This is a genomic window from Streptomyces sp. RKAG290 (genome assembly GCF_023701695.1).
Lineage (GTDB): Bacteria > Actinomycetota > Actinomycetes > Streptomycetales > Streptomycetaceae > Streptomyces.
In genome coordinates this window covers 6,766,657-6,787,706 of the sequence record NZ_JAJOZC010000001.1, presented here as the reverse complement: position 1 = coordinate 6,787,706, position 21,050 = coordinate 6,766,657, and the positions used below count along the sequence as shown (strand labels likewise).

The window sequence follows — 21,050 nt, the reverse complement described above, 5'->3', positions numbered from 1 at the left end:
TGGTCGCGCGCGGTGATCCACGGGGCGGAAGCGCTGTCCCGGCGCACTCACCGGAGGAGGCGCGGTTGTGACGGACAATCAGGTGTTCGTGGGCCTGGGTCTGATCGTGGTGCTCGCCGTCGGTTCGCAGCTGCTGGCAGGCCGGCTGCGCGTGCCGGCGCTGCTCGTCCTGCTGCCGGTCGGCTTCACCGCCGGCGCGCTGACGGACACCGTCGATCCGCAGCGGCTGCTGGGCAGTTCCTTCTCCCCGCTGGTGTCGCTGGCGGTGGCGGTGATCCTGTACGACGCCGGTCTCGGGCTCGATCTCAGCAGGCTCAAGGGCCACACGCGCCGCGTCGTCGTCCGGCTGCTGTGGATCGGGACCGTGCTCACCGTGGTGTCCGCCGCACTGTTCGCCGTGCCGGTCCTGGACATGTCGATGTCCGCTGCGGTGATGCTCGCATCGATCCTGGTCGTCTCGGGCCCCACGGTCGTCGGTCCGCTGCTCGGCTTCGTGCGGCCCACCGAGCGGCTGCAGCGCGTCCTCATCTGGGAGGGTTCGCTGATCGATCCGGTCGGCGGCATCCTGGGGGCGCTGGTCTTCCACGGGGTCCTGGCGGGCGACCGGCCGGGCTTCGCCCACCAGTTGGGGCAGTTCGCCGCCAGCGTCGGAGTCGGCTTGGCGGGAGGTGTGCTCGGTGCGGGTCTGCTGTGGCTGGTGCTGCGCCGGGTGCCGCTGAGCGAGGAGTTGGCGACGTCGGTGCAGTTGGCCGCCGCGATCGGGGTCGCGGCGGCCTGTGACGCGCTGCGCGACGACACGGGGCTGATCTCCGCCGTCGTCATGGGGCTGGCCATGGCCAACCTCCCGGGCCTGGACATGCCGGCAAGGCGTCCGTTCTTCGACACGCTGGTCTCCCTGACCATCGGTCTGCTGTTCATCTCCATCTCCGCCACGGTCACCCCGGCATCGCTGCGGCACGTGGTGCTGCCCTCGCTCGCCCTGGTCGCGCTGCTCGTCCTCGTGACGAGACCTCTGGTCGCCCATCTCGCGGCCGCCCGCACCGACATGGGGCGCGGGGAGCGGTGGTTCGTCGGCTGGATGGCGCCGCGCGGCATCGTCGCCGCGGCCACGGCCTCGACGTTCTCGGCCACCCTGGTCGACAAGGGCATCGCCGGCGCCCAGCGCATCCTGCCGGCCACCTTCGTGGTGATCGTCGCCACGGTCATGCTGTACGGGCTGACGGCGTTCCCGGTGGCCCGCAGGCTCGGCGTGCTGCGCCCGGCACGGTCCAGGCCCCTGCTGGTCGGCGGCGCGCCCTGGGCGGTCGACCTGGCGCGCGCGCTGCGCTCGGCCGGGCTGGACGTCCTGATGTGGGCGGGCGCGGACGGCGAGCGGGCGCGGATCGAGGAGGCCGGGCTCCAGCTGGCCCCGGTGAACTGCTCGCTTCGGCGACCGGAGCCGGTGCCGAGCTCGAAGGGATCACCGGTGTGCTGCTGCTCACCGACGAGGACGATTTCAACGCTCTCGCCGCCATGACGCTCCGGGAGAGCGTCGAGGGTGCGGTCCACCGGCTCGGGCCGCCTTCCGCGAGTCACGGCGTGGTGGCCCCGTACACCGGCGGTGCGTCGCTCTTCGGCGCCGGGCTCACCGGATCCGAGCTGACCCGCAGGTACGAGGCCGGGGCGCGGGTGGTGACGCGGCGGTTCGACGGCCTGGTCCCGGCCGGGCACGAGCTGCTGTTCGTGGTGCGCCCCGACGGCCGGCTCTCGCCCGTCACCGCCGCGCGCGCCCCGGCACCGGAGCGGGGTGACACGCTCGTCCTGCTGGGCCCGCCCGCCGGGGTCCGGACGGGCTGAGAGCCATCTGCGACGCCCGCTCCGGCGGGCAGCCGCCTCGCGAGGCGCCGGATCCTCCCCCGCGACGACGGGACGGACCGCGAAATGCCGGAACCGGCCGGAGCGGAGATGATCGGAGGACGCCGGGCACCGCTGTCCCACCGTGCCCGCAGAGAGCGGTCAGGAGATCCCGATGGCTCAGGTCCACGGCGTCGCTTCCGCGACACCAGCTGAACGCGCGGCACGGGGCAAGGCCGCCCGGCGCGCCACGCCGCGGTCCGCCCACGCGGTTTTCGAAGCGTCCGCCGGCCGTCGGGACCCGCTGGACATCCTCGGCTCCCAGTCGGCGACCAGGGTCCCCGAACTCGTACCGCTCCGCTACGGGCGGATGACCGAGTCGCCGTTCCGCTTCTACCGCGGCGCCGCGGCGGTGATGGCCGCCGATCTGGCCACCACCCCGGACTCCGGGATCACTGCCCAGCTGTGCGGAGACGCGCACCTGTTGAACTTCCGGCTGCTGGCCTCCCCCGAACGCCAGCTCCTGTTCGACATCAACGACTTCGACGAGACGCTGCCGGGGCCCTGGGAATGGGACGTCAAACGCCTGGCGGCCAGCCTCGTGATCGCGGGGCGCGCCAACGGGTTCTCCGACCGGGAGCGCGCCGACGTGGTGCTCGCCACCGTCAGGTCGTACCGGGAGTCGATGATCAGGTTCGCCGGGATGCGCCATCTCGACGTGTGGTACGCCCGGACCGACGCCGACCGGATGCGCGCCGTGGCGGCGGAGCAGCTGAAGAAGCGCGGCCGCAAGGGGCTGGACCGCGCCATGGCGAAGGCCCGCACCCGGGACAGTCTGCAGGCCTTCGACAAGCTGACCGAGGTGGTGGACGGGCGGCTGCGGATCGCCGCGGACCCACCGCTGCTGGTACCCGTGCAGGACCTGCTGCCCGAGGTCGAGCGGGGCGCGTTCGAGGAGCAGTTCCGCAAGCTGATCGCCGGCTACGGCCGCAGTCTGGCCTCCGACCGGCGCACCCTGCTGTCGGGCTTCCGCCTCGTCGACGTGGCCCGCAAGGTGGTCGGCGTGGGCAGTGTCGGGACCCGGTGCTGGATCGTCCTGCTGCTCGGCCGGGACAGCGGGGATCCGCTCTTCCTGCAGGCCAAGGAGGCCGACACCTCGGCGCTTGCGCCCTATGCAGGCGCGAGCCCGTACGCGAACCAGGGGAAGCGGGTGGTCGCGGGGCAGCGGCTGATGCAGGCCGCGAGCGACATCTTCCTGGGCTGGGAGCGGGTGGACGGGATCGACGGCAGACGCCGGGACTTCTACGTCCGGCAGTTGCGGGACTGGAAGGGCATCGCCCAGCCGGAACTGATGGTGCCCAGGGGCATGAGCGCCTTCGGCGAGGTCTGCGGCGCCACGCTGGCCCGCGCCCACGCCCGGTCCGGTGACCGGATCGCGATCGCCTCCTATCTGGGCGGCGGCGATGTCTTCGACCGTGCGCTCCAGCAGTTCTCGGAGACGTACGCCGACCGTAACGAGCGCGATCACCAGGCGCTGGTCGACGCCGTGCGGGCCGGCCGGCTTCCCGCGGCCGAGGAGGCTGCCCGCTAGGGGGCCTGCCCCGGACAGGCGGGCGCCCTGCGGTCCGCACGGCGCGTGCCGTGCTCCGCCACGACCACAACGGCACAGTGTGGGCACAACGCCCAAGTCACCACATCGTGGTATCAACCTTGTGGACGCCTGTGGACGGGGCGTCCCCGGGTTTTCCGATGCCGAGGAGACAATGAGCATGCCGGCCGAGCCAGTCGGAACGACCGCTGCACAGCCGCCCGACCCCGTCGAGCTGATCCGCACCCGCGGCTACGCGGTCCTGCTGGTGATGGTGGCGATCCTCGGAGTCCCGGTATCGGCGGCCGCGTTCGGCTTCCTCGCGCTGGTCTCCGAACTCCAGTCGCTCACCTATCACGACCTGCCCGAGGCGCTGGGCTTCGACGGCACACCGTCGTGGTGGCCGGTGCCCCTGCTCGGGGTGGCCGGGCTGCTGGTGGGGCTGACGATCCGCCATCTCCCCGGGATCGGCGGGCACAAGCCCGCGGAGGGGCTGGTGAGCAGCGGCGCACCGTCCGCAGCAGAGCTCCCCGGGATCGCGCTCGCGGCGCTCGTCTCCCTCGGCCTCGGTGCGGTGCTCGGCCCGGAGGCGCCGCTCATCGCGCTCGGCGGCGGCCTGGCCGTGTACGCGGTACGTCTGGTCAGGCCGGGCCTGGACCCGGGAGCGGTCGCCGTGGTGGGAGCCGCGGGCAGTTTCGCCGCGGTCAGCGCACTGCTCGGCTCTCCGCTGCTCGGTGCGTTCCTCCTGATGGAGGCCTCGGGTCTGGCCGGGATGATGCTCGGGGTGGCCCTGGTGCCGGGGCTCCTCGCGGCCGGGATCGGCGCGCTCATCTTCACCGGTCTGGGTTCGTGGACCGGGCTGGGGACGTATTCGCTGGCCCTGCACGAGGTGCCGCACGCGGACGGCCCCTCCGTCGCCGAGTTCGGCTGGGCCGTCGCACTCGGGGTCGCGGCGGCCCTGGCCGGTGCGGGGATCCACCGGCTGGCACTGTTCCTCCAGCCGCGGGTGGAGCGGCGCAGGGTGGTGGCCACCGCGCTGGCCGGGCTGTTCGTCGGCGCCATGGCCCTGGTGTACGCGGAGAGCACCGGGAGGGACGCGTCCGGAGTGCTGTACTCGGGAGAGCACGCGCTCGACCCGCTGCTCTCCGGGAGTGCGGGCTACTCCGCGGCCACCCTCCTGGTGCTGATCGCGTGCAAGGCGCTGGCGTACTGCGCCTCCCTGAGCGCCTTCCGGGGCGGGCCGGTCTTTCCGGCCATGTTCGTGGGGGCCGCGGGCGGCATGGCGCTCTCCCATCTGCCGGGACTGAACCTGACGTCGGGGTTTGCCATGGGGATCGGGGCGATGTGCGTGGCGATGCTGAAGCTTCCGATGACGTCGGTGCTGCTGGCCACGCTGCTGCTGGGGTCCGAGGGTCTCACCGTCATGCCGCTGGTGATCGTCTCGGTCGTGGTCTCCTACGTCGTCACCCTAAGGATCACTCCGCCGCCGGCCGCGTTCGCGACCACGCACTCATCGCCCCATCCCACGCCCTGAGCGTCAGAAGTCGTCCCGCTTCCCGGGTCCCGCGCAGAGCGCCCAGATGATGAAGACGTCCATGGCGATGAGCACGATGGACCACAGCGGATAGTGCGGCAGCCACATGAAGTTGGCGAGCGCGCCGAGTCCTGCCAGGACGATACCGACGACGCGTGCCCACATAGCGCCGGTGAACAGTGCGATGCCGGCGATGAGGATGACGATGCCCAGGATGAGGTGGATCCAGCCCCAGCCGGTCAGGTTGAACTGGAAGACGTAGTTGCGCGTGCTGACGAAGACGTCGTCCTTGGCGATGGCCGAGATCCCCTGGAAGATCGCCATGGCCCCGCCGAAGATCATCAGGATCGCGGCGAACGCGGTCCATCCCGTCTCGAAGGGGTGACGCGTGCCCGGAGCGGTACTGCGTGCCGCTCGCGGTTCGTTGCCGGTACTGGCCATGTCGGCCTCCTCGGGTAGCAGAGCCACCCGGCAGGACCCGACGGGCCCGGCCGGACCTCCCCCGGGTCCTAGCGTGGCACGAGAGCACCCGAGCGGCAGCACGGCGCATTCGCAGGCGGGTGACCGGACGAGAAATTCTCATCATGGAGATAGAATCTCTGCTGTGAGAGACGAGAACGCCGGGCCCGGCTCCGTCGACGCCAGGCTCGCGGCACGGCTGGGCGAGCTGCGCGCCGAGCGCGGCTGGTCGCTGGAGGAGCTGGCGCGGCGCACCGGGGTGAGCCGCTCCACCCTTTCGCGGCTGGAGCGCGGTGAGCTGAGTCCGACCGCCGCCCTGCTCGGCCGGCTGTGCACCGTCCACGAGCGGACCATGTCGCGGCTGTTGCTGGAGGTGGAGGCGGAGCCACCGCAGCTCGTGCCGGCCGAACGCCAGACGGTGTGGCGGGACGAGCGGTCGGGCTTCGTGCGCCGCTCCGTCTCGCCGCCGCACACCGGTCTGCGCGGGGAGATCATCGAAGGCACTCTCGACGCGGGCGCCGTGATCGCGTACGAGAATCCTCCGGTCCCCGGTCTGGAGCAGCACGTCTGGGTCCTGGAGGGCACGGTCGAGATCACCGTGTCCGACACCGTGCACAGCGTCCGCGCCGGCGACTGTCTGCGGTTCCGGCTGCGTGGTCCTTCGCGTTTCCACTGCCCGGGCCCGGACAGGGTCCGTTATGCACTGATGATTGTTCTGCCGTGAAAGGACCTGCCGCATGACCGAGATCGTCCCCGTGTCCGGACCCGAACTGGTCACGTACGCCGATGAGCTGGCCGCCCTCCTGGTGGAGACCGTCGAGACGGGCTCCTCCGTGGGGTTCCTCGCGCCGCTGGACCGGGGCGCGGCCGCCTGCTGGTGGCGGGAGCGGGCGGCTTCCGTGGAGGCCGGAAGTCTTCAGGTCTGGATCGCCCGGGACGGCGAGCGGATCGCGGGCACCGTCGGCCTGGTCCGGGCGCCGCTGCCGAACGCCCGTCATCGCGCCGAGGTGACCAAGCTGATGATCCGTCCGTCGGCGCGCGGCCGGGGTCTTGGCCGCGCGCTGCTGGAAGCGGTCGAGCACTCGGCGGCCGAGGACGGCGTCACGCTGCTCGTGCTGGACACCGAGAGCGGCAGCGCCGCGGAGCGGCTCTACCGCTCCGCGGGCTGGACGGAGTGCGGATCGGTGCCGGACTACGCCGGTGATCCGGCAGGTGTCCTGAAGCCGACCACCTTCTACTACAAGGCGGTCGCCGCGGGCGAGCCGGCACGGGCTCAGGCAGCGAGCCCGTCGACGTCCTTGTAGGCGACGCCGTCCTTCATGACCAGCAGGACGTTGCCCGGATCGCCGAGGGCGCGGATGTCGTCGAGCGGGTTGCCGCGCGCGACGACGACATCGGCGCGCTTGCCGGGCTCCAGAGTGCCGATCTCGTGGGCGAGGCCGAGGAGTTCGGCGGCGTCCGCGGTGCCGGCGCGCAGCGCGCCCATCGGCGTCATGCCGCAGTCCACGAGGTGCCCGAGCTCGCGCAGGTTGGTGCCGTGTTCCGCGATGCCGCAGTCGGTCCCCATGGCCACCCGCACCCCGCGTTCGATGGCGTGCGGGATGTGCCGGCCGGCGACCTCCTGCCAGTGCTTCTTCTTCGCGTACGCCCAGGGCGCCGCCTTCTGCGGGTCGGGGTCGGTGCGGGCGGTGGTGAGGGTGGGCACCAGGAAGGTGCCGCGTGCCAGCATCAGGTCGATGGCCTCGTCGTCGATCTCGTAGCCGTGCTCGACGCTGGCGACCCCGCCCCGTACGGCGTTGAGAATCCCGCCCCTGCCCTGGGCGTGGGCGGCGACCTTCTTGCCCCGGTGCCCGGCGGCGATCTCCGTGATGGTGCGGATCTCGTCCTCCAGGAAGCCGTCGTCGTCGGGCTGGTCGGTGGGGCTCCACACGCCGCCGGTCGCGGCGATCTTCACGCAGTCGGCACCCTGGCGCAGCACGCCGCGTACCGCCTTGCGGCATTCGGCGGTGCCGTCGGCCAGCCGTCCCATGGTGGTGTCGTTGGCGCGGTCGTCGTTCCCGGCCCGGAAGTCGCCGTGGCCGCCGGTCGGGCTGAGCATGGCGACCGCCACGAGCAGCCGGGGGCCGACCAGCAGCCCGGACTCGACGGCCCGCCGGTGTCCGGCGTCGGCGCCGCCGAGGTCCCGGGCCGTGGTGACACCGGCTTCGAGGGTCTGCTTCATCCGGGGTGCGGCCAGGAAGGTGAGCAGGCTGCGGGGCATCGTGGCGATCTCGGCGTGGCTCATCGCGGTGCCGGGAGCGGCCATGTGGACGTGGCAGTCGATGAATCCCGGCAGGATCGTGTCACCCCGGACGTCTATGCGCCGGGTCCCCTCCGGGGCCCCTGGACAGTCCGAGGAGGGGCCCGCCCAGCGGACGCGCCCGTCCTCGATGAGCACCGCGCCGTCGCGGACCGGTTCGGCCCCCGTGCCGTCGATGAGCAGGCCGTTGTGCAGGAGTACGGAGGTGGTGGGGGCGGGCATGGCGCTGTTCCTTCCCTGGAATGTGCGGATCGGTGCGGGGTGGTGGGTCAGTTGACGGCGGTCCGGGGCCGGGCCACGACGGCTGCCGCGACGGCGACCAGGACCGAAACGCCGGCGCAGCACCACCACACGGTGATGTAGGCGTCGACCGTCGGGATCTCGGTGCCCTTGAAGGTGATGGCGGTGAGGATGGCCGCGAAGACGGCCCCCGCGACGGAACCGCCCACGGTCTTCGCGGTGTTGTAGATACCGGTGGCGATCGCGGTGCGCTCGTGCGGGCTGGCGTCGACGATCAGGACGGGCATGGCACTGAGGGCGAGGCCGACACCCGAGCCGACGACGGCGTTGACGACGACGAACTGCCAGGGCTCACCGTGCGCCACGATCAGGAACACATAGCCGACCGCCATGAGGAAGCCGCTGAGCGCGAGGGCACCGCGCCCGCCGATCAGCCGGAAGAGGCGGGAGGCGACCAGTGAGGCGGCGAACGCCATCACGCCGGACGGCAGCATGAGCCAGGCGATGCCGAGCGCGTCGTAGCCGAATCCGTAGCCGAGCTTGTCGGCGGGTGCGGAGATGAAGAGGACTGCGGCGGTCTGGGCGCCGAACAGAGCGGTGCCGAGCAGGAAGCTGGCCGCGTACACGGGGAGCAGGGTCCGGCGCACGGTGAGGCGGATGTCGACGACGGGCTGGGCGACGCGGAGCTCGACGAGCACCCAGACGACGAGCGTGCAGGCGGCGACCGCGAAGAGCGTCAGCGTCCAGGCGTCGCTCCAGCCCCACTTGGGGCCCTGGGAGATGCCGAGCAGCAGGGTGGCGAGTCCGACGCTGAGGAGGCCGGCGCCGGCCCAGTCGACCCTGCCCGGGGCGCGGGTCTTCGATTCGGGCACCAGGAAGAAGACGACGCCGGCGCACAGGACGGTGGTGGCGGCGGGGATCCAGAGCACGCCGTGCACCGAGTCGATGACTTCGCGCAGGAGACCGGCCAGCACCATTCCGGCGCTGGCGCCGAAGGTGAGGGCGCCGACGAGCAGTGCGATGGCGCTACGGGCGCCCGGGGCGTCCAGGCGGTCGCGGACCAGTCCGATCTCCAGGGGCAGCAGCGCGGCGAGCGGCCCTTGCAGGACGCGCCCGACCAGCAGTACCTCGAAGGAGGGCGCCCATGCGACCAGGACGGAACCGGCGACGAGGCACAGCACCGCGATGCGCAGCAGTCGCCGGTGGCCGTACATGTCCCCGAGGCGGCCGAACAGCGGTACGGAGACGGCGGCGGCGAGGAGTTGCGCGGCGTTGACCCAGTTGAGGTCGCCCGCACCGATGTCGAGGACGGCGCCGAGTTCGGGCAGCAGGGTCGGCATCATCCCCTGGATGATGCCGCTGGTCAGTTCGACGAAGACCAGGAATCCGACGACCGCGGCGACGCGGGCGCCGCCGAGGCCCGGCGCGCCGGCGCCCGCGGTGGGCTGGATACGCGACATGGGATCTCCACTTGGGCACGGCCGCGCCCACGGGCGCGGCAGGTGGTGGTGGGACAGGAAGGGTTCGGGCACAGGCACTTCGCGAAGCGCGGATACGGGTGGGCCCGGTGGATCAGGCGGCGGGCTGCCGGCCGGCTGCGACGAGTGCGTGGGCCACGGCCCGGACAACGGCCAGGTCGGCCGGGCCCGGGGTGATGCCGACAGCTGCCAGCGCCTCCTCGACCCCGGCCGGGGCATGGGCGGAGCCGGGTACGGCGGGCCCCGGGGCGGCGGCCGCCTGTTCGGTGCGGTCCGGGTCCCGGAGCGGGGCGGGCCGGTGCCTGGGGTCGGGCGCGGCCCGGCGCAGATGCCAGGTGGTGACGGACTGGAAGGCCTCGCCCGCGCCGAGCAGGGTGTTCTCGCTGCGGGGGCGGCCGGCCAGTTGGAGGGAGAGCGGCAGTCCGGCCTGATCGGCGCCCATGGGCAGCGCGAGGGCGGGGAAGCCGGTGGGGTTCCAGACGGCGGTGAGGTTGAGCTCGTCGCCGGGTGCGGTCTCCTGGGCGTACGGGCGTGCGGGGGCGGGCCAGGTCGGGGTGGCGATCAGGTCGGCCCCGGCGGGGCCGTCCATCCGCTCCAGCAGTGCCGCGGTGAGCCGTTGGCGGGTGCGCTGGGCGCGGAGGTAGAGGTGCGCGGGGAGCAGTCCGCCGGCGGCGGCCAGCCGGCGAAAGCCCCTCCCGTGTCCGTCCCAGTCGGCGGCGAGCCGCTCGCCGTGTTCGGCGAAGGCCTCGGCGAGCATGGTGACCGCGTTGACCGCGAGCAGCTCCCCGAACTCCGGGAGTTCGAACTCCCTTGTTTCGCAACCGAGTTCGTTCAGTGTCCGCAAGGCCTCCTGGAACGCCGCGCGGCACGGCCCGGTGACGCCCGGCGCGTCGAGCAGGCCGTACGGGACGCCGATGCGCAGCCCGCGCAGCCCTGCGGAACGGGGCGTGTGCCCCGCTCGTCCGGTCAGTGCGTCGAGCAGGAGCCCGCAGTCGGCGGCGCTCACGGCCATCGGCCCGAGGACGTCCTGCGAGGGGCTGAGCGGCAGGCAGCCGTCGGTGGGCAGCAGTCCGAAGGTGGTTTTCAGACCGGTGGTGCCGCACAGCGCCGCGGGCAGCCGGACGCTGCCGGAGGTGTCGGTGCCGAGGGCTCCGAGGAAGAGCCCGGAGGCGATGCCCGCGCCGTTTCCGGTGCTCGACCCGCCGGTCCACCGCTCGGGGTCCCAGGGGTTGCGGGGCACCGGGAAGGGGTGGGCGGGGTCGGGGCGGCCCATGGCGTACTCGGCCATGGTGGTCTTGCCGAGGACGACGGCCCCGGCGCCGCGCAGCCGGGCGACGGCGACTGCGTCGCGCCCCCGCCACCAGTGCGGGTCGTGGGCGGGGCTCTGCGCGGTGACCGGGCCCTCGACCGTGGCGAGGTTGTCCTTCACGGCGAGGGGCAGCCCGTGCAGCGGTCCGCGTTCGGCCGCCGGGCGGGAGTCGGCCGCACGGGCGGCGGCGAGCGCCTGTTCCGGGAAGCGGGTCACGTACACACCGAGCAGCGGATCGAGGACCTCGGCGTCGGCGAGCGCGGCGTCGACGAGTTCACGGCTGCCGACGGCGCCCGACCGCAGGGCGGATGCGGCTTCGGTCAGGGTGGCGAAAGGCTGCTGCACCGCGCACCTCCGGACTGGGTAGATGGCTGGATCTGATGGAGTACGGCGATGCTAATCTCCGAACAAGGAGTGGCCCTGAATTGCTTATCCCTGTCATGGATCACGATCCAATGCAGTTTTTTCCCACAGCGCTTCCTGATGCGGATGTCCGATGACTGAAAACCTGCCCTCGCTCAGCGAGCTCGACCTGGCCCTGGTCAACGCGTTGCAGATCAACCCCAGGGCCCCCTGGACCGAGCTGGCGAAGGCGCTGGACATCGATGCCGCGACCGTCGCCCGGCGCTGGGAGCGGCTGCGCGCCGCGGGCCACGCCTGGGTGACCGCGTATCCGTTCGGCGGCTCGGGTGCCGGCGCGCTGATCGAGATCGACTGCGCACCGGGGCAGGCGGGGGCGGTGGCCGAGGCACTGTCGGCGGATCCGCACGCGGTGACCGTGGAACACGCGGCGGGCGGCCGCGACCTGCTGATCACGGCGATGGCCACCGGCTTCGGCGCGCTCTCGCGCTACATCGTGGACCGGCTCGGCACGGTCCCCGGCATCACGGCGACCAGGGCGCACCTGGTCACCCGCAGTTACACGGAGGGCAGCGTCTGGCGGCTGACGAGCCTGAGCCGCACCCAGCAGGAGACGCTGGCCGCGTCCCGGCGCTCGGCGCTCGGCGGCTCCCAGCACCTGCCCGAGTACGCCGAGCTGGTCACGGCGATCGGTGAGAACGGGCGGATGTCGCTGAGCGAACTGGCCGAGACGCTGGGCGTCTCCGTGAACACCGCGAGCCGCCGCCTGAACCGGCTGCTGGAAGCCGGCCGGCTGGTGCTCCGCTGCGACCTGGCCCGCTCGCTGTCCGGCTCACCGGTCGCCGTGACCTTCTTCGGCACCGTTGCCGCCGAGCATCTGGACTCCACGGCAAGGGAGTTGGCGAAGCTCCCGGAGATCCGCCAGTGCCTGGGACTGGCCGGTCCGCAGAATCTGATCGCGACGGTCTGGGTGTCCTCCCTGGTGGACGCCCAAGCCCTGGAGGTACGCCTCGCCGCAGCCCTCCCGCACCTGCGGATCGCCGACCGGGCGGTCGCCCTGCGCGCCGTGAAGCTGATGGGCAGGCTGCTGGATCCGGACGGCCGGGCGATCGGCTTCGTGCCGATGAACCTGTGGGCGTAAGAATGGCTGCGGAAGCCATTGACGAGGAGACCCTTATGACGCTGTACGACATTCCGCTGCACACCCTGGCCGGCGAGCCGACGACGCTGGGCGCCTACCGCGGCCGGGCCGTCCTGCTGGTGAACGTCGCCTCCAAGTGCGGACTGACCCCGCAGTACGCCGGCCTGGAGCGGCTCCAGAAGGAGTACGGGGAGCGGGGCCTGACCGTACTGGGCGTGCCGTGCAACCAGTTCGGCGGCCAGGAGCCGGGGAGTTCGGAGGAGATCCAGACGTTCTGCTCGGCGACGTACGGGGTGACTTTCCCGATGCTGGAGAAGACCGACGTCAACGGCGCCGGCCGGCACCCGCTCTACGCGGAGCTTACGCAGCTCGCGGACGCGGACGGCGAGGCCGGTGACATCCAGTGGAACTTCGAGAAGTTCCTGATCTCCCCGGCGGGCGAGCCGGTCGCCCGGATCCGTCCGCGTACCGAGCCGGAGGCCCCGGAGGTCGTCGCGGCCATCGAGGCACAGCTCACCGCCTGATCACCCGCCGCGCCCTCCGGTGGACCGGACCCCGGTCCGCCGGACGGGCGTGGCCGGCTCGTCAGGCGTGGCTGAGCAGGAGCGAGCCCTTGGGGTAGGTGACCCCGCCGTCCACATTCGTCACCTGAACGCTCACGGGCGTGCCCTCCGCGATGTTGCCGCTCTTCCACGGGCTGCAGTAGGGCGAGTTGTGGCCGCGGGTGGTGGCGGTCCGGTCCCACGTGCCGTCGCGGCCGATGTCGAGCTTCACCTCGATGCCCCAGCCGTCCGCAGCCGTGTCGCAGGCGCGGATGGAGTCGCCGGGGATGCTCCCGGACGGGTCGGCGTTCCATTCGCCGTACCCGCCGAACGAGGCGTCGATCGGCTTCGGTGCCGCGACCGCCGTGCCCTGCGCGGCCATGACGAGGCCGATCGCGGCAGCGGCGGCCGCCACGAGCCTTCTCCCCTTGGACTTCGACACGAGCAGTCCCCCTCCATGAACCGGTCACGATCTTCACGGGGAATCTACAGGGACATGGCAGGTGCACACCATCCGGCCTGCGCACGGACCCGGCCCCCGCCTCCTGCCGGTGGGGCAGGGGACGGGGGCCGGGTTCGTGGGCCGGGGCCGGAGGTCAGCGGATCGGCATCCCGGAGAGCGTGCGGGCGATCACCAGGCGCTGGATCTCGCTGGTGCCCTCGAAGATCGTGTAGATCGCGGCGTCCCGGTGCATCCGCTCCACCGGGTACTCACGGGTGAAGCCGTTGCCGCCGAGGATCTGGATCGCCTGCGCGGTGACCTTCTTGGCGGTCTCACTCGCGTACAGCTTGGACATCGAGCCCTCGGCGGAGTCGAACGGCTTGCCTGCGGTGGCCATCCAGGAGGCGCGCCAGACCAGCAGACGTGCCGCGTCGATCTGGGTGCGCATGTCGGCGAGCTGGAAGGCGATGCCCTGGTTGTCGATGATCGGGCGGCCGAACTGGGTACGGGTCTTGGCGTAGTCCAGTGCGACCTCGTACGCGGCGCGGGCGGTGCCGACCGCCATGGCACCCACGGCCGGGCGGGACGCCTCGAACGTGGCCATCGCGGCGTTCTTCACCCGCTCACCACCGGAGGCGGCGCGCTCACGGGCCCGCGCGAGGCGCTGGTCGAGCTTCTCCTTGCCGCCGAGCAGGCAGTGGCCGGGGACGCGCACGTCCTCCAGGACGACCTCGGCGGTGTGCGAGGCGCGGATGCCGTGCTTCTTGAACTTCTGGCCCTGGGAGAGCCCGGGGGTCTGCGGCGGCACGATGAAGGAGGCGTGCCCCTTGGAGCCGAGCTCCGCGTCGACGACGGCGACCACCACGTGGACGTTGGCGATACCGCCGTTGGTCGCCCAGGTCTTGGTGCCGTTGAGCACCCACTCGTCCTTGGCCTGGTCGTACACCGCGCGGGTCCGCATCGAGGCGACGTCGGATCCGGCATCGGGCTCGGAGGAGCAGAAGGCGGCGACCTTCACGTCGTTCGCGTCGCCGTACATCTGCGGGATCCAGGTGCCGATCTGCTCCTCGGTACCGTTGGCGAGGACGCCGACGGCCGCCAGGCCCGTGCCGACGATCGACAGGGCGATGCCCGCGTCGCCCCAGAACAGTTCCTCCATCGCCATCGGGATGCCGAGGCCGGTCGGGTCGAAGAACTGCTGTGCGTAGAAGTCGAGGGAGTAGATTCCGACCTTGGCCGCCTCCTGGATGACGGGCCAGGGCGTTTCCTCACGCTCGTCCCACTCCGAAGCGGCCGGACGGATCACATCCGCGGCGAAGCCGTGCAGCCAGTCACGGACCTGCTTCTGGTCGTCGTTGAGCTCGAGCGTGAACTCGGCCATGTTCCCCTCCACGTACTGCCGTCAAAAACCAGTCGTTACTTGCGGTAACAACAGTCTGTTACCGGCAAGTAGCCTCTGTCAACCGGTCGGCGGCCGATGCACACGCCGCTGGGCAGGGTGTTACGTTGCGCAGGCATGACGGACAGCACGGCCAGGGGTGGGAGAAACAGTATGGAGACCACACGACAGGCCGAGCGACAGCGGACCGCGGCCGAGCGCCGCCGCCGCGAGCTGCTCGAGGCCGCCGACCGCGTGGTACTCAGGGACGGCCCCGGTGCCTCGATGAACGCCATCGCGGCGGAGGCCGGGATCACCAAGCCCATTCTCTACCGGCACTTCGGCGACAAGGGCGGCCTCTACCGCGCCCTGGCCAAGCGGCACACGGACGCGCTGCTCAGCGCACTGCGCGCCGCACTCGACGCGCCCGCCGACCGGCGCGCCCGGGTCGAGGCCACGCTCGACACCTACCTCGCCGCCATCGAGGCCCGCCCGCAGGTCTACCGGTTCCTGATGCACCCGTCCGACGACGCGGTGCCCTCGCCCGAGCAGGGCTTCGACGTCGGACGGCACTCCGCCCCGCTGCTGCGCCGCCTCGGTGAGGAGCTCGCCACGGTCATCGCCGAGCGGGTGGATCTCGGGCCGGACAGCCAGGCGATGGCTCGGATCTGGGGCCACGGCATCGTCGGCATGATGCACGCGGCGGGCGACTGGTGGCTGGGTGAGCGCCCGTGCTCACGCGCCCAGCTGGTGAGCAGCCTGGCCGACCTGCTGTGGGGCAGGCTCGCCGCGGCGGGCGACCGCCCCGGCGGTCCCGGCTTCTGAACCCGCCCCTGCCCGGTCAGCCGGTGCGCCCCCAGGGTGCGCGGCGGGCCGCACGCAGGGCGCGTGCCCGGCGCAGCCCGGTCAGCCGGTCGGTGTAGACGACGCCGTCGAGGTGGTCGCACTCGTGCTGGAGGCAGCGGGCGAAGAACCCGGTGCCGCTGACCCGTACCGGCTTCCCCTCGACCGTCAGTCCCTCGACGACCGCGTGGTCGAAGCGCGGCGTGCCGGCCTCGATCCCCGGCAGCGAGAGACAGCCCTCCGGGCCACGGACGGTGATGCCGTCCGCCTCGACGAGGGTCGGGTTGACCAGGTGTCCGAGGTGGCGGACGTCCTCGTCGTCGGGGCAGTCGTAGACGAACACCCGCAACGGCACGCCGACCTGGTTGGCGGCGAGCCCGACGCCCTGCGCCTCGTACATCGTGGCGTACATGTCCTCGACCAGCCGGGCCAGTGAGGGCCCGAAGTCGGTGACCGGGTCGCACGCGCCGTGCAGGACCGGGTCGCCGAGCAGGCTCATGGTCCGGACGAGGCCGGAACTGCCGGGGATGGGACGGTTTCGCATGGCGGCCATCGTACGGTGGAGAAGTCAGGACAGACACTGTTCGGGATCTGCGTCACGACGGGCCCCGCAGCACCGGTTCGGCATCTTCCGCCAGGGGGTCTTCCAGCACCTCGCGGTCCTGGAGGCCGCCGGTGCCGTCGCGACGGGGCGGGAGGGCCGTGACATGCTGCACGGCCTCGGCAGATCACCGGGCATCGGCCCGTACCCGGCACATCCGGACCGGAGGAGAACACCCCATGAAGATCCAGCTGACCAGCGTCCTCGTCGACGACCAGGCCGTGGCCCTGCGCTTCTACACCGAGATCCTGGGCTTCGTGAAGAAGTACGACGTCCCGGTGGGCGAGAAAGACCGGTGGCTGACCGTCGTCTCCGCCGACGAACCCGGCGGCACGGAACTCCTCCTGGAGCCCGCCGGCCACCCGGCCGTCAAGCCCTACCGCGACGCGCTCGTCAAGGACGGCATCCCGCTCGCCCAGTTCGCCGTCGACGACGTGCAGGCGGAGTACGAGCGTCTGTCCGCCCTCGGTGTCCGCTTCACCCAGGAGCCGGTGGAGATGGGCCCGGTCACCACCGCCGTCTTCGACGACACCTGCGGCAACCTGATCCAGATCGCGACACAGCCCTGACCGGCCGGCCGGCCGCCTTCGGGACCCGGGCCGGCCTGCCGTGAGAGGGCGCGGGGCTGTCCGCCGCAGGCGCCGCGAGGACGAGATCCCGGACCACGTGCAATCGAGGACCGGGCACACGCTCCGCACCTGAGGCAGCGCCGCCGCGTGCCAGTGGGCTGCGCCCCTTCCCCGGTCGCGGACGATGAGAAGATCGTCGAAACCCTCCCCGCGTGCTGTCGTACGGCGCTGCCGGAACCGGGAGGGCTGATCGAAGCGCGACGGAACGGGGCGAGCGTTGCAGGGGAGAACCGCGGAGCGGGACCGCATGGACCGGATGCTCGCCGGCGCCCGTCGGGGAATGAGCAGCGCCCTGCTGGTCGGCGGCGAGGCAGGGATCGGAAAGACCGCCCTGCTCGACTACGCCGCCGAACGGGCGGACGGCATGCGGGTGTTGCGCGTCGAAGGCATCGAGTCGGAGATGGAACTCGCCTTCGGCGGGCTGCACCACCTGTTCCTGCCCGTACTGCACGTCGTCGACCGGCTGCCCGGCCCGCAGGCCGCGGCGATGCGAGCGATATGCGGGCTCACCGACGACGCGGTGCGTGATCGCCTCACCGTCGGCCTTGCCGTGCTCACCATGCTGTCGGAGATCGCGGAAGAAGGCCCGCTCCTGTGCCTGGTCGACGACGCCCAGTGGCTCGACCAGCCGTCGGTGGACGTGTTCACCTTCGCCGCCCGCAGGCTGCGCGCCGAGGGTGTCGTGATGGTTTTCGCCGTCCGCAGCGGAGCCCGCGGCGCCGACGTGCAGGGGCTGCCCGAACTGCTCCTCGAAGGCCTGGACCGGGCGGCGGCCGAGGCGCTGCTCCCCGGCCTGCCCCCGTACGTCGTGGACCGGATCATCGGGGAGTCGCAAGGCAATCCGCTGGCCCTGATCGAACTGTCGGCCGCGCTCACCCCGGCGCAGCGGGAGGGGCAGCTGAGCCCGTTGGCGCTCCCCGAGGCGACGTCCCGGCTCACGAGCCGCATCCAGGACGCGTTCGTGACCCAGATCGGCCGTCTGCCCGAGGCCACCCAGGTGATGCTGGGAGTGGCCGCCGCGGACGACACCGGCGAACTGCCCCTGGTGCTCGCGGCCGCCGGGCGGCTCGGCGCCGCGATCGAGGACCTCGCCCCCGCGGAACGCTCCGGGCTGGTCTTCCTGTCCGGGGACGTGGTCCGTTTCCGGCACCCCCTGGTCAGGTACGCCGCCTATCGGGGGGCACCGCTCGCCGGGCGCATCGCGGCGCACAAGGCGCTGGCCGACACGCTGGCCCCCTCCCGGCACGCGCACCGGCGCGCCTGGCACCTGGCCGCCGCGTCGACGGGCCCGGACGAACAGGTCGCCGACGAACTGGAGCGGGTCGCCGAGTGGGCCGGCAGCCGGCAGGCCATGGCGTCCGCCTCCGCCGCCTACGAACGCGCGGCCCAGCTCACGGCCGATCCGCAGCGCCGCGCGCGCCGCCTGATCTGTGCCGCCCAGAAGGCCAGCGACGCCGGCCAGGACAAGCGGTGCGGGGCCCTGGCCGACCAGGTGCCCCTCCCGCTGCGGGCCCCCGGCACGGCCGCGGACTTCGCCCGGGTGCGAGCCGTCGTCGAGCTGGGCTACGGCAGGCCGGAGACCGCAGGCCGCATCCTGCTCGAGTGCGCGGACCTGATCGGGCCCAGCCGTCCCGACAAGCTCGCCCCGCTCCTGGTCGACGCGGTCCACGCGGCCTTCTCCGCGGGAGACGCGGGTCTGATGACCGAGGTCGGGGCCCGCGCCCCTGACCTGCTGGTGGTCGGTGTGCCCGGCCGCCTGTTCGCCGAGGAGACGGCCGGCGCACTCGGCTCCCTCCAGGAGCTGGTGCGCGACAGCCGTGAACCCGGCACCGGGTTCATGGACCGGCTGATGACCGGTATCTACTGCCACGTCGTCGCCGACCATGCGGCCGCGCACGAGATGGCCGCCGCGTCGGTCGCCCACTGCCGGGACCACGGGATCGGCGGCTGGCTGCCCACGGCACTTCACCTGCTCGCCCAGACGGAGCTGGCACTGGGCCGGCACGAGGAGGCGTCGGCGCACGCCGCCGAGGGGCTGCGGCTGGCCGAGTACTACCACCTGGACCACCGGGCCGCCCACCTGCGGGCGGTCCTGGCGACGCTGGCCGCCGTCCGGGGGCAGGAGGAGGACTGCCGCGCCCTGGCGCAGGAGGCCCTGGACTACACCCGCCCGCGCGATGTCGGACGGGGCACCGCGGACGCCCTGTGGGCACTGGGCCTGCTCGAACTGGGCCTCGGGCACGCAGAGACGGCGCTGGAGCTGCTGGAATCGGCGCAGCAGCAGGTGGGCCACCCGCTGCTGACGATGTTGCTGCTGCCCGACCTCGTCGAGGCCGCGGTGCGCGCCGGCCGTCCCGAGCGTGCCGCGGAGCCGACCCGCCTGCTGGCTGCGTGGGCGGCCGCCGCCCCTGGGACGCCCCTCGACGCGCCGGCCCGCCGCTGCCTGGCCATGACCGCCCGGGACGAAAGGGCCGAGGAGCACTTCAAGGCAGCCGCCCAACTCCACCAGGGCTGCGGCGACTTCGAACGGGCCCGTACCGAGCTGCTCCACGGGGAGTGGCTGCGCCGGCTCCGGCGCAAGATCGACGCCCGCGATCACCTCCGCGAAGCGCTGGAGGTCTTCGAGAGGCTGGGCGCCCGGCCATGGGCCCGGCGGGCCCGCGCGGAGCTCCAGGCGGCAGGGGGCAGCGCCGACGTCACGGGCCCGGTCGACGGACGCGTGAACCGGTTGAGCCCGCAGGAGCGCGAGGTCGTACGGCTGGCGGCCACGGGTGCGACCAACCGGGAGATCGCCACCCAGCTGTTCCTCAGTCCCCGCACGGTGGGGCACCACCTCTACCGCGCCTTCCCCAAACTGGGCATCAGCTCCCGTACCGAACTCGCCGAGCTCCTGGCCTCGTGAGATCCGGGGGTCTCAGGACTCCGGCGCCGAATAGATCATCCGGATCTGTGCGGTGCGGTAGCCGGCCCGTGCGAAGGAAGCCGCCATCGGCGCGTTGCCGGTGTCCGTGGTGGCCGTGATCAGCTCCGCCCCGGCTTCCGCGTGGACGCGGGTGATCTCGGCGAGCACCTCGTCGACGTGGCCGCGGCCCCGGAACTCGGGGACGATGCCCAGGTATCCGACATTGCGGTTGTACGGGGTGGCCGACGGGATCGCCAGGCCCACGGTCTTCCCCTCGGGAGTGCGGGCCAGCCGCCACCAACCGCGCTCCCCCGGGCAGCCCAGGTAGAAGTCCATCTCCTCCCGGGCGGTGGCCTCGGCGCCCTTGGCCGCCAGGTTCCTGCGGGTCTCGCCGTCCAGGCTGCCCACCGCGATCTGCTGGAACACCCGCAGGAACTCCTCGTCGGAGGCCTCCGCGAAGACGAGGCTGCCGTTGACGGCCGGGAGTCCGGTGCCGGGTGTCCACTCCAGGCGCAGCCGCTCCACCTCGTCGGTCAGACCGGCTGCCAGGGCGGCGTCGCGCCGCCAGGCGAGGGCGGCCGCGACGGCCGGATCCTCACGCCAGCCGTTCGGCAGGGTCAGGTTGTACAGCGGCGGTCTGGGCGCGCCCTGCTCGGCGAAGGCCTTCAGGCTTGCGGCAACAAGTCCTGCCGCGACCGCCGTTCGGTCGGCGACCGAGGCGTCGACGTGCAGGCAGTCCAGGGCGAGGGGGTGCTCACCGGCCGGCTGCCCCCACCACAGGGCGCGGCCCACCACCTGGTCACCGTCCTCGGCGATCCAGGTCCATTCCGGCCGGTACATTCGCCGGCCCAGCTCATCGAGGTAGCGGTCGGCGGTGATCCAGCTGATGGGTTCGTCGACCGTGACGGCCGTGACGCGGTCGAGATCGGCGTCGGTCGTGGACCGGAACAACATGTTCTCTCCATGGTTCTTCGCGTAAGTGGTCGAGGTCGTGCCGGTGTGGAAGATCCGGGAGCCGGTCAGCATGGACGGGGTGCGGCCCAGGGGCGCGCGGAAAAGCGGTGTGCCTGCCACCGGGCGGGCCGTCGCCGCGCCTTCCGGCTCAGGCGGATTCGAGGAGCGGCCGGAGTTCGAGTGCCTCCGGAGTGGGGAAGGAGCGGGCCAGTTCGACGGCCTCGGCGTGGTCGGTCACCTCCAGCACGAACCACCCTCCGAGCGTCTCCTCACCGTTGTGCACGGGTCCCTCGGTCACGGTCGCAGTCCCGTTCTCCGCCTTCCGTACGGTGGTGGGGCCCCGGCGCTCGGTGTCGAGGGCGTCGCCGCTCACCAGCTTCCCCGCGGCTGCCGTCTCGCCGATCCAGTTCTCGTACGCCTTCCGGTAGGCGTCCCGGTCGGTCTGGATGCGGGCGCGCGAGGCATCCGTCTCGAAGATCACGAGTGCGTACTTCATGGTTCGTTCCTCCGGTCGCTGT

18 protein-coding genes and 1 pseudogene are annotated in these 21,050 nt (G+C 72.3%); 10 read left to right on the top strand and 9 right to left on the bottom strand.

The features are described 5' to 3' along the window. Nucleotides 1-67: 67 nt before the first annotated feature. From LNW71_RS30085 to LNW71_RS30075, 3 genes and pseudogenes are all read left to right on the top strand, one after another. Nucleotides 68-1,836: pseudogene (locus tag LNW71_RS30085) on the top strand (cation:proton antiporter). A gap of 172 nt (nt 1,837-2,008) precedes the next feature. Then, nucleotides 2,009-3,424 (top strand): DUF2252 domain-containing protein, encoded by a 1,416-nt coding sequence (locus LNW71_RS30080; protein WP_250971070.1) that lies wholly within the window; start codon nt 2,009-2,011, stop codon nt 3,422-3,424. A 178-nt stretch (nt 3,425-3,602) separates the two neighbouring features. Continuing rightward, nucleotides 3,603-4,955: a chloride channel protein gene (locus tag LNW71_RS30075; RefSeq protein ID WP_250971069.1), complete on the top strand. Its 1,353-nt coding sequence runs from the start codon at nt 3,603-3,605 to the stop codon at nt 4,953-4,955. A 3-nt stretch (nt 4,956-4,958) separates the two neighbouring features. Here the strand turns inward: LNW71_RS30075 and LNW71_RS30070 are convergent, their stop codons facing one another. Continuing rightward, on the bottom strand, nt 4,959-5,396 hold the full coding sequence (locus LNW71_RS30070; RefSeq protein ID WP_250971068.1) for a hypothetical protein: 438 nt from the start codon (nt 5,394-5,396) through the stop codon (nt 4,959-4,961). A gap of 163 nt (nt 5,397-5,559) precedes the next feature. Between LNW71_RS30070 and LNW71_RS30065 the strand changes: the two genes are divergently transcribed. After that, the gene (locus LNW71_RS30065; protein WP_250971067.1) at nt 5,560-6,138 is read left to right on the top strand and encodes an XRE family transcriptional regulator; all 579 of its coding nucleotides are present in this window, start codon (nt 5,560-5,562) and stop codon (nt 6,136-6,138) included. Nucleotides 6,139-6,151: 13 nt separating this feature from the next. Continuing rightward, nucleotides 6,152-6,718, top strand: a complete 567-nt coding sequence (locus tag LNW71_RS30060; protein ID WP_250971066.1) for a GNAT family N-acetyltransferase — start codon at nt 6,152-6,154, stop codon at nt 6,716-6,718. Here LNW71_RS30060 and LNW71_RS30055 read toward each other — a convergent pair. The 3 genes from LNW71_RS30055 to LNW71_RS30045 all read right to left on the bottom strand — a co-directional run bounded on the left by LNW71_RS30055 (nt 6,688) and on the right by LNW71_RS30045 (nt 11,085). After that, nucleotides 6,688-7,935, bottom strand: a complete 1,248-nt coding sequence (locus LNW71_RS30055) for an amidohydrolase family protein (protein ID WP_250971065.1) — start codon at nt 7,933-7,935, stop codon at nt 6,688-6,690. The genes LNW71_RS30060 and LNW71_RS30055 overlap by 31 nt on opposite strands. Before the next feature lie 47 nt (nt 7,936-7,982). Next, entirely contained in the window at nt 7,983-9,413 is a 1,431-nt protein-coding gene (locus tag LNW71_RS30050; protein WP_250971064.1) for an MFS transporter, read from the bottom strand. 112 nt (nt 9,414-9,525) lie between these two features. Further along, on the bottom strand, nt 9,526-11,085 hold the full coding sequence (locus LNW71_RS30045) for an amidase (protein WP_250971063.1): 1,560 nt from the start codon (nt 11,083-11,085) through the stop codon (nt 9,526-9,528). A gap of 151 nt (nt 11,086-11,236) precedes the next feature. On the opposite strand from LNW71_RS30045, the gene LNW71_RS30040 reads away from it, so the two are divergent. Together LNW71_RS30040 and LNW71_RS30035 are read left to right on the top strand one after the other, a co-directional pair. Next, on the top strand, nt 11,237-12,241 hold the full coding sequence (locus tag LNW71_RS30040; RefSeq protein ID WP_250971062.1) for an Lrp/AsnC family transcriptional regulator: 1,005 nt from the start codon (nt 11,237-11,239) through the stop codon (nt 12,239-12,241). 35 nt (nt 12,242-12,276) lie between these two features. Further along, nucleotides 12,277-12,765, top strand: a complete 489-nt coding sequence (locus LNW71_RS30035) for a glutathione peroxidase (protein WP_250971061.1) — start codon at nt 12,277-12,279, stop codon at nt 12,763-12,765. 61 nt (nt 12,766-12,826) lie between these two features. Here the strand turns inward: LNW71_RS30035 and LNW71_RS30030 are convergent, their stop codons facing one another. Both LNW71_RS30030 and LNW71_RS30025 read right to left on the bottom strand, forming a co-directional pair. Then, nucleotides 12,827-13,225: a hypothetical protein gene (locus LNW71_RS30030; protein ID WP_374119465.1), complete on the bottom strand. Its 399-nt coding sequence runs from the start codon at nt 13,223-13,225 to the stop codon at nt 12,827-12,829. A 154-nt stretch (nt 13,226-13,379) separates the two neighbouring features. After that, nucleotides 13,380-14,606 carry an acyl-CoA dehydrogenase family protein gene (locus LNW71_RS30025; RefSeq protein WP_250971060.1) on the bottom strand — a complete coding sequence of 409 codons (1,227 nt, stop codon included), beginning with the start codon at nt 14,604-14,606 and terminating at the stop codon, nt 13,380-13,382. A 171-nt stretch (nt 14,607-14,777) separates the two neighbouring features. On the opposite strand from LNW71_RS30025, the gene LNW71_RS30020 reads away from it, so the two are divergent. Next, nucleotides 14,778-15,428: a TetR family transcriptional regulator gene (locus LNW71_RS30020; RefSeq protein WP_250971059.1), complete on the top strand. Its 651-nt coding sequence runs from the start codon at nt 14,778-14,780 to the stop codon at nt 15,426-15,428. A 16-nt stretch (nt 15,429-15,444) separates the two neighbouring features. Here LNW71_RS30020 and def read toward each other — a convergent pair whose 3' ends face one another. Beyond that, on the bottom strand, nt 15,445-15,999 hold the full coding sequence (def, locus tag LNW71_RS30015) for a peptide deformylase (protein ID WP_250971058.1): 555 nt from the start codon (nt 15,997-15,999) through the stop codon (nt 15,445-15,447). A 227-nt stretch (nt 16,000-16,226) separates the two neighbouring features. Between def and LNW71_RS30005 the strand changes: the two genes are divergently transcribed. Both LNW71_RS30005 and LNW71_RS36225 read left to right on the top strand, forming a co-directional pair. Next, nucleotides 16,227-16,616, top strand: a complete 390-nt coding sequence (locus LNW71_RS30005) for a VOC family protein (protein ID WP_250971057.1) — start codon at nt 16,227-16,229, stop codon at nt 16,614-16,616. A 277-nt stretch (nt 16,617-16,893) separates the two neighbouring features. Beyond that, nucleotides 16,894-19,578: a LuxR C-terminal-related transcriptional regulator gene (locus tag LNW71_RS36225; protein ID WP_285802224.1), complete on the top strand. Its 2,685-nt coding sequence runs from the start codon at nt 16,894-16,896 to the stop codon at nt 19,576-19,578. A gap of 12 nt (nt 19,579-19,590) precedes the next feature. On the opposite strand, the gene LNW71_RS29990 is transcribed toward LNW71_RS36225, so the two are convergent. Next, nucleotides 19,591-20,652, bottom strand: a complete 1,062-nt coding sequence (locus LNW71_RS29990) for a GNAT family N-acetyltransferase (RefSeq protein WP_308294527.1) — start codon at nt 20,650-20,652, stop codon at nt 19,591-19,593. Nucleotides 20,653-20,680: 28 nt separating this feature from the next. Then, nucleotides 20,681-21,028, bottom strand: a complete 348-nt coding sequence (locus tag LNW71_RS29985; protein WP_250971056.1) for a YciI family protein — start codon at nt 21,026-21,028, stop codon at nt 20,681-20,683. Nucleotides 21,029-21,050: the final 22 nt, after the last annotated feature.